The organism is Paenibacillus vandeheii, assembly GCF_030433635.1.
Taxonomy (GTDB): Bacteria; Bacillota; Bacilli; order Paenibacillales; family Paenibacillaceae; genus Paenibacillus; species Paenibacillus vandeheii.
Genome location: NZ_JAROCD010000004.1, coordinates 192,623 through 206,789 on the forward strand (window position 1 = coordinate 192,623; position 14,167 = coordinate 206,789).

Sequence of the window (14,167 nt, forward strand, 5' to 3'; positions counted from 1 at the left end):
TGGTTCACTTGAATATGAATATGACCGACAACTATACTAGAACTAACATATAGAGACGATGGACACAGCAAGTCTTGCAGAGTACATCAGCCATACTGTCAGGAGGACCATAAAGAATGAGAGAGATACCTAAACCTACGGAGTTTGATCAAGTGGAGAGAAAGTATGTGCGTGAAACACGTTGTTTTAAGACGGCGAGAGTGTTCCCAACCGATGTAAATAATCATAATACGTTGTTTGGCGGCAAACTCATGTCCTACATCGATGACATCGCATCGATTGCCGCATCCAAGTTATGCCGGGTCAATACCGTCACAGCTTCCACCGATTCGGTCGATTTCTTGTATCCGATTAATCCGACGGATTCGGTGACGTTGGAATCCTTCGCATCATGGACGGGACGAAGTTCGATGGAAATTTTTGTGAAGGTAATCCGCGAGGATCTGAAGACGGGGGAGAAGAAGATTGCAGCGACCGCATTCCTCACCTTTGTTGCTTTGGATGAAAATAACCGCAAACTTATCGTTCCTCGCATCATTCCGGAGACGGAGGAAGAGAAGAAATTATACGAGACTGCTCCAGCTCGAGCGGCCATGCGGAAACAACGGCGGGAAGAAAGTAAGAATTTCGCCGACTTCCTCACCGTTAGTTATCCCTGGGAATAAAACAACCGAACACATTAATCAGTCCTGGAGCTTGCGTTCATGAATCGTCCGACCCTTCTGCCCTGGTTCAATCAGGAGACGGGTCGGTTTGATGTTTATCAGTGCAGTCAGCTGCTCCCCCATATAATGGGAAGAATACTTGAACCCAATCTCCGCCCAGTGCATAATGACGCCAACCGTTGCTGAAACAAGATAACTCAGCATAATATCGTAATTAATGGTGTATTCGCTGTCTTCAGTTACGAGAATGAAGTCTTCTGTTAAATAGGCGCGGAACATGTTACTTAACCGGGAAGCCATATCACCATGCATCGTCATCAAGGCTCGAAAGATGTCCTGGTGCGCTTCAATATATTTAAACACAGGCATCGTTGATGGCAGCAATGCCGTCATATCCACTTCTTTTAACTCCGCATAAGGTGAAGCATAAGCTCGTCCTACTCCCTGCATGAAATCATCCAGAATAAATTGCAGCAGCTCGGGTTTGCCGGGAAAATGTAAATAGAACGTTCCCCGGTTGTAATCCGCCCGCTCCGTAATGTCACGAATCGTGACGGCTTCAGCTCCCTTTTCCAATATCAAAGAAACTGCCGCAGCAATGATAGCATCCTGCGTTCTTCGTGCTCTCCGATCCTGAGGGTGTTCGATAATCAACATTTCCACCTCCTCTGTCCATTATTGTAACCTAAATGAACACCGCTTACATCTCTGTCCGATAGCTGACATATGCGTTGTCAATGATGATTGTCACATTTCTATGTATATCTTAACATTGAGATAGGAACGATAGACGACAGGTTCACTGTTTTTTCACAGTTCACCTGATCTTAATGATAGAAGGAGCGGAACATTCATGAGTACATCCTATACCCAAACAGCCGTTATTACAGGAGCAGCCGGAGGCATCGGTAAAGAATTGGCACGTCGCCTTGCTGAACGCAAAATTAATCTGGTACTGGTTGATCTGAACGAAGAAGCCATCCAGCAAACCATCACGGATCTGGAACTCGACAAGGAACACGTCATTGCGGTGAAAGCCAACGTGTCTCAGGAAGCCGATGTAAAAAACTATGTGCAGCAAGCGCTGGATACATTTGGACGAATCGATTATTTTGCCAACAATGCCGGGATTGAAGGTCCAACCGGACTGATCGAAGACCTGAGCGTTGATGCCCTCGATCTTGTATATAACGTCAATGTACGTGGAGTCTTCCTTGGTTTGCAGAATATTATCCCTGTCATGAAAAAACAAAAATCAGGCGCCATTCTGAATACCTCTTCCCTTGCAGGTCTGATGGGAGCCCCAGCCGTCTCTCCCTATATTATGTCCAAACATGCTGTTATTGGCCTCACCCGCACAGCAGCGAATGAACTTGCGCCTTATGGTATACGGGTTAACGCGGTATTGCCAGGCACCATTAATACCCGCATGATGCGCCAAATCGAGGCTAATTCCGGTAATGTGGAAGATTATCAATCCGCTACCGTATCCAGCATTCCGATGGGCCGCTATGGTGAACCGGAAGAAGTCGCGGCTATCATGAACTTCCTGTTGTCCGAAGAAGCTTCTTATGTCACTGCTTCACTCTATACGGTCGATGGCGGTATGATGGGCCAATAAGCAGGTAGTGGGAAAAAGAGTGCTTAGTAACGGGGCTTACCTATAAGGCTCGTCCCGATGAATGTCAAAAATGACCTCAACATCCACCGTAACGTGGAGGCTGAGGTCATTGTTTTGAATTCAAACATCTACACTTACATTGTCGAACTCCAGACACGCTTTTTCACTGGGATCCCTACGAATGGACAGGCCCATCGAGGAAAGAGAGACAATACGCATCTGAGATTCGTTACGTCGTTGAACGTATGGAAAGTGTTAATCCACGTAACCTGCGAGACCTTTTTCCATTAAATAGTCCATTTCGGCATCCAGAATGCCTTCAACGGTCAGTTCGTCCAGCTTCACATCTTTGCGACTCAGGATGTAGTCGGCCAGATCATCACCGTCGATATCCACGTCGCCTTTGGCATTTTCATGTGCCTTGTTAATGTACGCTTGCTCATGCTTCAGGACAAGAGCGATATTTGCTTCGCTTGCCTTCGTCTTCTCCGCAATATATGCCTTCATTTCCTGTTCATTCAATGAATTTGCTTCAGTCACGTTACAGTCAGCTCCTTGATTCATACATACTGTTGCCATTGTAGCATAGGTTTACCCTTAACAGACATGCCTTATTCCTTATCCTTACGATAAACGTACGTAGAATGTCGCGCCTTCCCCTACCACACTGCGTGCGTAAATCTCACCTTTGTGCTGATCCACGATTGACCTTGCAATGGCAAGACCCAAACCATGCCCACCATGTTTCCGTGCTCTGGAGGCATCCGTTCGATAGAAGCGATCGAAGATCCGGTCCAGATGTTCAGGTGCGATGCCCTCTCCTGTGTTAGAAACGGCCAGCACGACGTCGTTGTTCTGTTTCTTCAACGATACGTTGACCGAGCCTTTAGCTCTGGAGTATTTCACGGCATTATCGAGCAGAATCAGAATGACCTGCTTGATCTGTTCGCTGTTGCCATGGACCATGAGCTGCGGCTCAATGCTGTAGTCCAGGGATATATTTTTCTCGAAAATCACCGCTTCCATTGTCAATATGATCGTCTCGACCGCATCGCTCATATTGAACTTGGCATGAATCATCGTGGAACGGGAGTCGTCGATTTCGGTCAGATACAGCAGATCATTGGTCAGTCCCGACATACGTTCCGTTTCAGACTTGATATAATGCAGCCATTTGGCCTGATTCTCAATCGTATCCTCCCGGTTCGCGAGTAACACATCCGTATTGGTATTAATGATGGCCAGCGGCGTTTTCAGTTCATGCGAGGCGTCGGCTATAAACTGTTTTTGTTTCTCAAAGGCTTCCTTGACCGGAGTAATGGAACGATTGGCGAAGTAGCGGCTGAGGAAATAGATAACGATCATCATGATTAACCCAACGATGGCAAACGTATAGATCAGATTGGTAAGAATGCCCTGCTGGGCTGTCACATCAATGAAAACAATCATGTGCCCGGTGCTGCTCGGATCGATTACATAAGCCCAGTCCGTCCCATCCAGCGTAAACTGACCGGTTTTCCGGTCCAAGTTGTCGACTTTATCCACCTTTTGCAATGCTTCGGTATAGAACGTGTCGTCCATATCAAATCTGGAGTGCGTATCCGTAATTGTCCATGCAGTGTCTGTCTTGATCATGAACGACACGGAACGCCCTGGCGGTGAATTCGGATCACTCCCTGGAGCTCCGTTTTCTATAGAATCAGATGGGGGGGACCCCGTTCCCGAATCCCGATCTTCTCCACGCTGCATTTTGGTGGAATTGTACGGGCCATGATAGAAATCCGATACTTTGAACAGCTCCATGTTGGTTTCCCGCTGCACATTCTGGTACGTAATCATGTAGATCGTGGCAAAGGCAACCAGCATCATAATCGAGATGGATACCAGGTTCACGATCAGAAATCGGTTTCTGAGTTTCTTGAACATCAGGACGTCACCTCAAGTACGTACCCCACACCCCGAATCGTATTGATGCGGACCGAAGAGTTCAGGAAGGTTAATTTTTTGCGCAAAAACGAGATGTACACCTCCACATTGTTATACTCCACTTCCGAATCGAAACCCCACAACTTCTCAATAATCTGCTCTTTGGAGGTAATGGCCTGTTTGCGCGTAATCAGCAGTTCCAGCAGCTCATTTTCCTTCAAATTCAGCTTGATTTCCTTGCCTTGCACACTCAGCTTCAGCTGCGTCGTATTCAGTTCGATGTCACCGAACTTCAGTCCATCCTCCGGAACAACTTCTCCCTTCCTTCTCAGAGCGGCCCGAATCCGGGCGAGCAATTCCTCCGTCGCAAAGGGCTTCGCTATATAATCATCGGCTCCATAATCCAGCCCGGTCACTTTGTCTGAAATTTCTCCTTTGGCTGTGAGCAGAATGACAGGCGTATGATTGCCTTCGCTGCGCAGTTTCTTCAGCACGGTAATCCCGTCCATTTCCGGCATCATGATGTCGAGCAGTAATAGATCATAGATTCCGCTCAACGCATAATCCAGACCCGATCTCCCGTCATGCACCATGTCTACAGAGTAATTGTGTTTTTTCAATATTTGCGATACGGCTTCTGCCAAATGAACCTCATCTTCCGCAATAAGTATTCTCATCGGTTCTTCATTCCTCTGCATGAATTGGTTTCGATATATGTCAATCTATTATACCAACGATTGTAGCAACCGAACCTTGAATCAATCTTAATTCAACTTTTTTCGCGGACTATTAAAGGAAAGTAAAAAAAGATCAACGGAATGTAAAATCATTTAAGATTCATTCAAGGTTGGCGCTCTAAGATACAGACATGGAAGCAATACACGAGGAAACAAAACATACAAAACATGGATGAAAGGACTGAATCCCAATGGCAATTGAAGTATTCAACCGATATGAGAGCAAGTATCTCCTGACAGATGAGCAATACGAGAACTTTTACACCGACCTGCTGAAATATATGGAGCTGGACGCCTTTAACAAGAAACACGAGTTCTACTCCATCAGCAACCTGTACTTCGACACTCCGCAGGATTCCCTGATCCGCGCCAGTCTCTCCAAGCCCAAATACAAGGAGAAGCTGAGACTGCGGGCATACGGAGTACCTGAACAAAATGCGAAGGTCTATCTGGAGATCAAAAAGAAAGTGTTTGGCCTGGTGAACAAACGCCGAACTGCCCTGAAGCTGGACGAGGCATACGAATTCGTTCAGACAGGCAAGGCACCTGATCTGGCGGATTACATGAACAAACAGGTCCTCGAAGAAATTAAGTACTTCCTACGGCTGTACGATCTCGAACCGAAGGTATACCTGGCGTATGAACGTAAGGCTCTGTTCGATAAGAACAGCCGCGATCTCCGCATCACCTTTGATACCAACATCCGCAGTCGCAGATACGATCTGAAGCTGGAGCAGGGAGATTACGGTGAGCCGCTGGTGAAAGACGGGCGCTGGCTGATGGAAGTCAAAGCCGAGAAAACCGTTCCGATGTGGCTCTCCCAACTGTTATCCGAACACGGTCTTTATCGCACCGGCTTCTCGAAATATGGCAATGAGTACAGACATCTGGCCAGAACAACCAATCTGAACTACCAGACTGAACGAGAATTGCTGCCGGGTACCGATTTCAACCCATCCATCCAACAAGAAAAAACAATCACAGAAAGAGAGCGTGTCCTGTATGCTTGATTCCATCTTTAGTTCCGCACTAACCGATACAACTCTGACCTTCAGCAATGCCATCGTTACCATCGGCCTTGCCATCATTATGGGGGCCATTATCAGCCTGACATACATGAAGACGAATCAAAGCACGTACTCCCAGAGCTTTACGCTAACGATGGTTGTCTTGCCCGTCATCGTAGCCATTATCATTCTTCTGATCGGCAGCAACATTGCCCGTGCATTCAGCCTGGCCGGTGCCTTCTCCATCATCCGATTCAGAAGTGCGCCTGGTGACCCGAAAGACATTGCTTACGTTTTGTTCACCATGGCTTCCGGTCTTGCCTGCGGTGTAGGCGCATTCGGTTATGCCGTACTGTTTACCATCATTCTGTGTGTACTGATGTTTGTCCTGAGCCGCTTCAACTTCGGAGCGAAGAAAAGCCAGCAAAAAACATTGAAAGTGACCATTCCCGAGAATCTGAGTTACGAAGAAGCGCTCGACGAAGTATTCCACAAATTCAATGTCGTGCATGAGCTTAAAAAAATCAGAACAACCGAGCTTGGCAGTCTGTACGAGCTGGTCTACAACGTCAACATTCATGAAAGTGTCAATCAAAAAGAATTTCTCGATATGATCCGTACCCGTAACGGTAATCTGGATATCTCGTTAACCATGAGTCCAACAACCACTGAATATTAAAATTCGAAGGGAACGATATAATATGAAAAAGAAAATTATAACTGGCAGCAAACTGTGGTCCGTCGCGATGATTACGGCAATGGTTACAGCATGCAGCTCTCCGGCAGCAACCAGCAGCACCGCAAATGCCGCAGTGTCAACGACAGGGACAACTAAAACCGTATCCGTTAGTGAACAAACCTCGGTGAAGTATGCCGATCTGGTCACTCTGGATGCAGACGATACCAATGTTAGCTGGAGTGCAACGGATTCCACAACGATCAAGTTGAACGGTACGACCGCTTCCATCACAGGATCAGGTGCAAAAGCAGCAAACGGATCGGTAACCATCTCCGCAGCGGGTACCTATGTGCTTAGCGGCAAGCTTACGGATGGACAGATTGTAGTCAATGTTGCAGATAAGGGTACCGTACATCTGGTATTAAACGGGGCAACCATCAATGATAACGACAGTGCAGCCATCTATATCCAGAAAGCGGGCAAAGCCATCATTACGCTGGAGGAAGGAACCGAGAATGCTGTCTCCGATGGCAAGACATACGTATATGCCGACGATACAACGGATGAGCCGGATGCAGCCATCTTCAGCAAGGCAGATCTGACGTTCAATGGTACAGGCAAGCTGACGGTTACAGGGAATTACAATGAAGGTATTACGAGCAAGGATGATTTGAAAATCATCAGTGGCACAATCAACGTCAAATCTGCCGATGACGGCATCAAAGGTAAAGATATGGTAGCGATTCAAGCCGGTACAATTACCATTAATTCAGAAGGTGACGGCATCAAATCCACAAACGATACGGATACAACCAAAGGATTCGTTGCCATTGCTGGAGGTACATTCAACATCAACAGCGGTAGCGACGGCATTCAAGCGGAGACCGCATTGGTTACCGATGGCGGCACATATAACATCGTAACCGGAGGCGGCAGTGCCAATGCACCAGCCAAAGTAGAAGAAGGGCCATTTGGCGGCGGTGGCGGTGGATGGGGTGGCGGTACACCTCCAACCGATATGGGCACACCACCTGATGGAGAACCACCTGCCGGTATGCCAAGCAATGATGGAACGAACGCAACAGGCGTAGCTCCATCCAGCTCGACCAATGCAACAGCACCTGTTGATTCCAATGCAGATGCAGACACAAGCACAACAACAACAGAAGAAGAAACGACGAGTGCCAAAGCACTTAAAGCCGGGGCTGACCTTACCGTCAATGGCGGTACGTATACGATCGCTTCCATGGATGATTCCCTGCACAGCAACAACAATGTGACGGTGAACGACGGCAAGTTCAGCATTGAATCCGGTGATGACGGCATTCATGCAGATCAGGCACTTACCATTAACGGCGGAACGATCGTGATTGCCAAGAGTTATGAAGGCCTTGAAGGTGCAATCATCACCCTGAACGATGGGGATGTGGATGTAACTGCATCAGATGATGGCGTGAATGCTTCCGGTGAAATAACTGCAACTGACGTTGATGCGGATGCAGCAACCACTGCAGATGATAGCACTCAAGCAGCCGATACAACTACAGTCTCCAACATTTCTGTTACAGAGACGACTGGAACAACATCAACTACAGATCAGTCCAATCAAAGTACAGACGCGAATAGCAATACTCGCCCACAAGGCGGTGCTCCAGGTGGTATGCCGGGTGAATCTGCCAGCAGCAGTGAGCTTCATATCAACGGCGGTTCCCTCACCGTCAATGCTGGCGGCGATGGACTGGATTCAAATGGCTCCATCTACATGACAGACGGAACCGTCCTTGTGAACGGTCCAACGAACGATGGCAATGGCCCACTCGACTACGATGGTACATTCGTGATGAGCGGTGGGTATCTGGTAGCAGCCGGCAGCTCCGGTATGGCGCAAGGTACATCTGACACATCCACTCAAAACACCATTGTGATGACGTATCCTGAAACGCAAAAAGCAGGAACACTGGTACATGTGGAAGACAGTGAAGGAAATAATATCCTGACCTTTGCTCCAGCGAAAGATTATCAATCTGTTGTGGTTAGCTCTCCGGATCTGAAAAAAGACGGTTCTTACGTGATCTATTCCGGCGGAACTTCAACTGGCACAGCAGTGGATGGACTTTACACAGACGGGACGTATAGCGGTGGAACCAAAGTGGTTGCCTTCCAATCCACAAGCAATGTAACTTGGGTTAACGAATCTGGTGTAACCACCGCCCGTTCAGGTATGGGCGGTCCTGGTGGAGGCGGTGGCCAAGGCGGATTTGGAGGCGGTAGAAACAGAACGCAGTCCGGTACATCGGGTACAACAACTGATATCACAGGAACAACAGGCACTACGGATACCGCGAAGTAAGATAAAACTTCAGTTCATAAAAACCTATATAAAAAAGCGATTTAAAAACAAGGGATGTCCCATAGTCATAAATATGACGGGGGCATCCCTTGTTATCGTTATTTTGCCCTAAAGAACCTGGTACACGCTATTCGCTCCCATTTGTCCAGGTCTGGGATCTAACGAATCACATAGACGTTATTTCGTCGATTGGGCCGATTTTTTAGGTTCTGACCCCATATGATGATGGAATAACGTTACTGAAGTTCGTTAAACGTTGCATTCCTTGATTATCCACCTTTTAAGCTCTCCTAGGTTCGTTAGCGCTCAGAACGTATACACATACACCTTGGTCCGCAACGTATCGCGGCACGTGATTGTCCGTAGGGGCACCTTGCCTGGAAGTGCAAAACAGACACTAATTACCTTTGCTCCTGGCGGCAGCTCACGGCTGAATTTGTCCACGAGCCGATCCATCGCACCAGGGAATAAGTAACAGATAACACAATCTGCATGTTCATATGAACGGGTATAGATGTTGCCACGAACAAATCGCAGCCGTCCCTCCAGAGAATGGCGTTTTCCCTTCAATCTCCGCAAGCGGACACTTAGAAAAGCAAACAATTGGGAAACCCACAAGGGAACGATTGAATTCTCAATACCCGTAAGCCGTTTACCAGGGCAATGCCTAGCCACGTCCATTGCCAACGTTCCCCACCCGGAGCCCGCTTCAATAACATCGCCGTAGCCTGGAATACGATTAACCTCCCGGATGACCGTTTGCCTGACGAGGCGAGAAGTCGGCATCGGCGAGATTCCGTTTTTCCAACTGACCAGCACGATAGATATCACAGATATAAGTGTCACCACAGCAATCAGCCATGGTATAAATTGAAATATGAACATAACCTCAACCCTTTGGATTTAATAAAAAAAGTGGTAATCGCACCTTCATCATAACAAAAGAAGCTTCTCCGGGTCCAAACAAGACCTGGCAGAAGCTTCCTTCTTTTTATTCCATTATGGTTTACTCTCATTCCATCCTGCTGCTCATTCCACGCATTCAATCCGGTACATGGGACTTCATGTATACCCCTTTTTTGTAGACCGACTTGATTGTAAAATGAACCCCCAGCTTGCGATTCGTCCGGTAGATCAGCGAGTTAATCTCGTCAATGCCTACCGACTCACTCTCCAGCATGCTTCGCTCCGGCCACACTTGCCCGACAATCTGCTCCCGGGTCACAAAGTGATCCAACTGACTGTACAGCAGCTTGAACAGCTGGTACTCCTTCTTGGACAGTGGAATCTCCACCTCGCCAATCTGCACGGTTTGCAGGTGATCCTGTAAACGCACGCCCTCACCCAGCAGATCGGATATCCGATACTCTCTCGTCTCTTCAAGATCTCCCTCTGTGCGAAGCTGGATCAAGCCGTTGACCAGAGTCAGGCTGTCTCCCTCGGCAAAGGGGTATTTCTCATAGGGAACGAGGCGCTGCCCGTTCAATTCCGTGCCATTTTTGCTATCCAGATCCTCAATCCACAGCTGATGCTGCTCATCATAATGAATGCGGCAATGCCGCTTCGATATCAACTGATTGTAGACAGACAAGTCCAATTCATCTCCACCCGTATAACGCCCCACTGTAATGGAGCGCCCCTGGCTGACATAAGCGAACGAACCGTCACTTTCCTGCCCTGGCGTACGAATGACGATTTTTGCCGTCTCCCGCATGTTATTCTCCCACCTTCAAATATCACTCTATCCTCTATGAGCGTTCCGTTCATAAATAATGATAAATTCATCAGATTTGTTCCATTGTTTGCAGTCATAATAATTTATATAGTGTATACAGGCATCGTTATATGCTTTTCTCTACTATACCAGACGTTGTGCCTTTTTTCTCATAACCGTCGTATGCACGCCTTAGCCCATCAACAAGAGAGGTACCTCACCATGAATAAAAAAAGCATTTTCATATATGTGCTGCTCGCCTTCACCCTGTCTATTACATTAACAGTGCTCTCCCGCATCAATGATAATCCCGGAGAGTCACTTAAAGGCACCACCACAACCGAAACTTCATGGTTGCAACTGAACACCCAGCCGTAAGTATACTCTATTATAACGTGATCACCACAAAAAACGTTTCACGAATGTCATCTTATGCTGGGTCATGCCATGTTAGATGAGGATCAGATCCTAATCCGTTCATCAGAATAAGGCCCCTGGACGCTAAAAAGTAGCGCTCAAGAGCCTCATTTCAATGCTTATTTATGGATATGCATACTGATAAGCTAACCGGATCATGACTTCTTTCAAAAGTGATGTTGCTGCGGAATTACCTGTCTTCAGCGGCGCTTTTTCCTGATGCCAAATTTCCTCCAGCCATACACAATGAGAGCTATAGGACCAGCAATCCATAACAACTGCCATAACATGATACTCAGGTCAAATCCCATGTGCTGTCCCTCCCCAAAATATGGTGAATGCTGCATCGGCTATCCTAAGATTAGTTTTTTTCGTCCTCTGGCTCATTCAAATCATTAGGCAGTTCGGTCTCTCTGGCCTGTATTTCGTCCATCCGGCTCGACACCTTCTGATACAGATAGGAAATCCCAAGCAGCAGTATGCCAAAGCTGAAATAAGCAATGATCTTGCTGCCGGATGTGAGCAGTCCCACATCATAGAACACCATTTTCCCGGTGGAAAACAACGTCAGGCCCAGACCGAGGCGCCGAATCATCACATATTTTCTCCTGAAACCATAGGCAATGTAAAGGATCGCAAGCAGCAGATAGATCAGGCTGAACAGTAACCCAATATCTCCCCATTGGAACTGAATCGTCAGGAATACAGTGATGACACCCAGTAGATAAACCCCTGCGATCACCGGATACCACTCAATGCTCTTGAACTGCCCGCGGATTGCCGCAATCAGCAGATCCCTTCCTGCAAAGAACACGCCCACGTTAAAGATGATCAACACGAGCAAGCCAACAATTTCAGCTGCGGTATGCTGCTGAACATCCGGCTGAAGTGCCGGCATGGACAGCGTTACCGCCAGTGCGATACAACAGCCTACGGCATGCAGGAAGATGACATAATACTGAACAATCCGATCACGCAGCAGCTTTACTTTGCCCAATCCATACGCCATGGCAATGGTCAAGGCAGCGAACATCAGCCACTTGTAGAACAGGTATAACAGGAATGAGTCATCGACGGCTTTCATATACAATTCATTCGATTCATACAGCACGTATATCCACAGATTGGCGAGTGTGATGTACTTGAATGCATTCAGGAAGCCGAGTTCTGTCAGGCTATAGTGGTATTTCTCCTGGGACAAAGAGCCATTGCGATCCAGGGCGTAATACAGTGTAATAAGCAGCGCGCCCAGCGTGATGCAGGAGTATTTTAGCATGAAATACGATTGCTCCCCCATGATGAACAGCACCAGAACGTCATAGTACACAAAGGTGAAGATACACAGCAGCACGATTCCCCATCCGGCACGCTCTACCAGCTTGAATCGCTTCAAATGTCCGAGCGTAACCAGCAGAACCCCTTCAATCAGCCAGCCCATGGACAGCCACTTTGCCCCAAATTGGAACGGTATAATCAGAATCGCAAAGGTCAGGGAAGTGACGTAGAACAATAGACGGGTCTGCTTCTCCTGCGGCATCCTCTGCTGTACAAATCGGGCGAGCCCGAGATAAACCAGAGCGAAAATCAGAGCAAGCAAGCCCTGTGCGTCATTCCATCCCGCTGCATCGAACAATACATACAACATCAGGCAGCTGATGCTTGTATTCATGGCCAGCAGTGCGAAGTCCCACCACGTTAATTTCACCCGATGTCTGAAGGGATACGCCAGTGTAATGCCGAGATATAAAGCAAATGTCACAACGGAATACAGCATGCCGACCTTCTCACTTGGTGAGAGCCATAACAGGATGAGCATGGACGGTGTGTTGAACAGAAAACTGATATAATGCACAATCGGCCACCGTTTACCAAATGAAATAAACCCAATAATTCCGTTCAGCAGCAACAAATAGATCATCGCAACATATACAGCCGAACCTTCAAGCCCGAAGTAAACCATGTAGGAAATTAACGGCAGATACCCCCCAACCAAGCCAAGGGAGCAGATCGTCCGGGATTGATACCTTAACGATAGCAGCACGGATAACGCCGAAACTAGCACCGACAAGGCAAGTCCCGTATATAACCCGATCATATGCAGTAAAAAGTAACTGTAGAAGATCGAGCCAAACAGAACAGAAATCCCGCCTCCCAGCAGCCCCATCGCGAACGTCTGCCGTTTGCGCCGGAACAGCCATTCACCCCCGGCAAGCATGAGTGCACCGAGCAGGAAGAATGCTCCGCCTTTCATCTCATCGTTGAACCAGGTTGCGTAGGAGTATTGAAACGCCGCTCCAACGCCAAGAATGATAAGCAGAATGGCGACCTTGTTGATCCAGCTTAGGCCAATCTTCATCTCCATCCGGTTCTGGCGAATACGCCGCTGAATGGTCTCTTCGCTTAAGCCTTCTTCCGCCATATGCTCGTATCCCTGCTGCATCTGCCCGCGCAGTGCCTCTTCTCTCTCCCACAGGGTCTGTCTGTGCTGCTCAATTCGTTCCTGCACCTCAGCAGCCAGCTCATCAATTCTCTCCTTAATCTCGGTGGCGTCGCTCTGAAGTTCCTCTGAAGCCCTGTTGAATATGGCATTCAAATTCACTTTGGCACGATGTTCATGCGCCGCCAGTCGATCATTATGTACGCTCGTCTTTCCTCGAAAATACGTCTCCATCTTCTCCTGGGATACACGAATGAGATTCAATTTCTCATCCAGCATCTGTTCGGACAACGCCATGCGAAGACGGGCATTCTCTTCCTCCATCTTGCGTGTACGTGCTTCAAGCTGCTGCAGCTTGAGTTGATGCGCTTCATATTGCGCTCGCAGTTGTTCATTCTGCACGATCAGATCATCGGATTGATACTCCTGGAGCAGCGCATTGTATTCCTTTACCAGCTGCTTCTGCTGCTCCTGAACCTGGTGAAGCCGATCCTTGAACTCGTTCATGAGCTTCCTCCGTTGGTTGATGTTTAATTCATTTCCTATATTTTACTATATGTATGCCATAAAATGGGGTTAACAGAATAGATAACAACAAAAAGCCCCGGAAGCAT

General features: G+C 47.7%; 14 protein-coding genes. 6 read left to right on the forward strand and 8 right to left on the reverse strand.

All coding sequences use genetic code 11. The features are described 5' to 3' along the window. Positions 1–152 precede the first annotated feature (152 nt). Entirely contained in the window at positions 153–665 is a 513-nt protein-coding gene (locus tag P5G61_RS08885) for an acyl-CoA thioesterase (protein WP_024629762.1), read from the forward strand. Positions 666–683: 18 nt separating this feature from the next. Here P5G61_RS08885 and P5G61_RS08890 read toward each other — a convergent pair whose 3' ends face one another. Next, positions 684–1,322: a TetR/AcrR family transcriptional regulator gene (locus P5G61_RS08890; protein ID WP_301246129.1), complete on the reverse strand. Its 639-nt coding sequence runs from the start codon at positions 1,320–1,322 to the stop codon at positions 684–686. Between the two features lie 196 nt (positions 1,323–1,518). Here P5G61_RS08890 and P5G61_RS08895 point away from each other — a divergent pair, with 196 nt between their 5' ends. Further along, positions 1,519–2,286, forward strand: a complete 768-nt coding sequence (locus P5G61_RS08895; RefSeq protein ID WP_301246130.1) for an SDR family NAD(P)-dependent oxidoreductase — start codon at positions 1,519–1,521, stop codon at positions 2,284–2,286. A gap of 255 nt (positions 2,287–2,541) precedes the next feature. Here the strand turns inward: P5G61_RS08895 and P5G61_RS08900 are convergent, their stop codons facing one another. The 3 genes from P5G61_RS08900 to P5G61_RS08910 all read right to left on the reverse strand — a co-directional run bounded on the left by P5G61_RS08900 (position 2,542) and on the right by P5G61_RS08910 (position 4,889). After that, a complete protein-coding gene (locus P5G61_RS08900; RefSeq protein WP_029880845.1) occupies positions 2,542–2,793 on the reverse strand; it encodes a hypothetical protein in 252 nt (83 codons plus the stop codon). A gap of 117 nt (positions 2,794–2,910) precedes the next feature. Further along, entirely contained in the window at positions 2,911–4,212 is a 1,302-nt protein-coding gene (locus P5G61_RS08905) for a sensor histidine kinase (RefSeq protein ID WP_301246131.1), read from the reverse strand. Continuing rightward, entirely contained in the window at positions 4,212–4,889 is a 678-nt protein-coding gene (locus tag P5G61_RS08910; protein WP_063567761.1) for a response regulator transcription factor, read from the reverse strand. Before P5G61_RS08910 ends, P5G61_RS08905 begins: the two co-directional genes overlap by 1 nt. A 251-nt stretch (positions 4,890–5,140) precedes the next feature. Here P5G61_RS08910 and P5G61_RS08915 point away from each other — a divergent pair, with 251 nt between their 5' ends. The 3 genes from P5G61_RS08915 to P5G61_RS08925 are packed head-to-tail and all read left to right on the forward strand — an operon-like array spanning position 5,141 to position 8,985. Continuing rightward, on the forward strand, positions 5,141–5,959 hold the full coding sequence (locus tag P5G61_RS08915; protein ID WP_301246132.1) for a polyphosphate polymerase domain-containing protein: 819 nt from the start codon (positions 5,141–5,143) through the stop codon (positions 5,957–5,959). Continuing rightward, complete coding sequence (locus tag P5G61_RS08920; protein ID WP_024629755.1) at positions 5,952–6,635, forward strand: DUF4956 domain-containing protein; 684 nt, start codon at positions 5,952–5,954, stop codon at positions 6,633–6,635. Before P5G61_RS08915 ends, P5G61_RS08920 begins: the two co-directional genes overlap by 8 nt. 22 nt (positions 6,636–6,657) lie before the next feature. Then, complete coding sequence (locus P5G61_RS08925; RefSeq protein ID WP_301246133.1) at positions 6,658–8,985, forward strand: carbohydrate-binding domain-containing protein; 2,328 nt, start codon at positions 6,658–6,660, stop codon at positions 8,983–8,985. A gap of 306 nt (positions 8,986–9,291) precedes the next feature. Here the strand turns inward: P5G61_RS08925 and P5G61_RS08930 are convergent, their stop codons facing one another. Beyond that, entirely contained in the window at positions 9,292–9,870 is a 579-nt protein-coding gene (locus P5G61_RS08930; protein ID WP_301246134.1) for a class I SAM-dependent methyltransferase, read from the reverse strand. Between the two features lie 157 nt (positions 9,871–10,027). Beyond that, positions 10,028–10,699: an FHA domain-containing protein gene (locus tag P5G61_RS08935; protein ID WP_024629750.1), complete on the reverse strand. Its 672-nt coding sequence runs from the start codon at positions 10,697–10,699 to the stop codon at positions 10,028–10,030. A gap of 222 nt (positions 10,700–10,921) precedes the next feature. Here P5G61_RS08935 and P5G61_RS08940 point away from each other — a divergent pair, with 222 nt between their 5' ends. Further along, positions 10,922–11,077: a hypothetical protein gene (locus P5G61_RS08940; protein WP_301246135.1), complete on the forward strand. Its 156-nt coding sequence runs from the start codon at positions 10,922–10,924 to the stop codon at positions 11,075–11,077. A gap of 162 nt (positions 11,078–11,239) precedes the next feature. Here P5G61_RS08940 and P5G61_RS08945 read toward each other — a convergent pair whose 3' ends face one another. Both P5G61_RS08945 and P5G61_RS08950 read right to left on the reverse strand, forming a co-directional pair. Beyond that, positions 11,240–11,401 (reverse strand): hypothetical protein, encoded by a 162-nt coding sequence (locus P5G61_RS08945; RefSeq protein ID WP_301246136.1) that lies wholly within the window; start codon positions 11,399–11,401, stop codon positions 11,240–11,242. 76 nt (positions 11,402–11,477) lie between these two features. Continuing rightward, on the reverse strand, positions 11,478–14,060 hold the full coding sequence (locus P5G61_RS08950; RefSeq protein ID WP_301246137.1) for a DUF2339 domain-containing protein: 2,583 nt from the start codon (positions 14,058–14,060) through the stop codon (positions 11,478–11,480). Positions 14,061–14,167 lie beyond the last annotated feature (107 nt).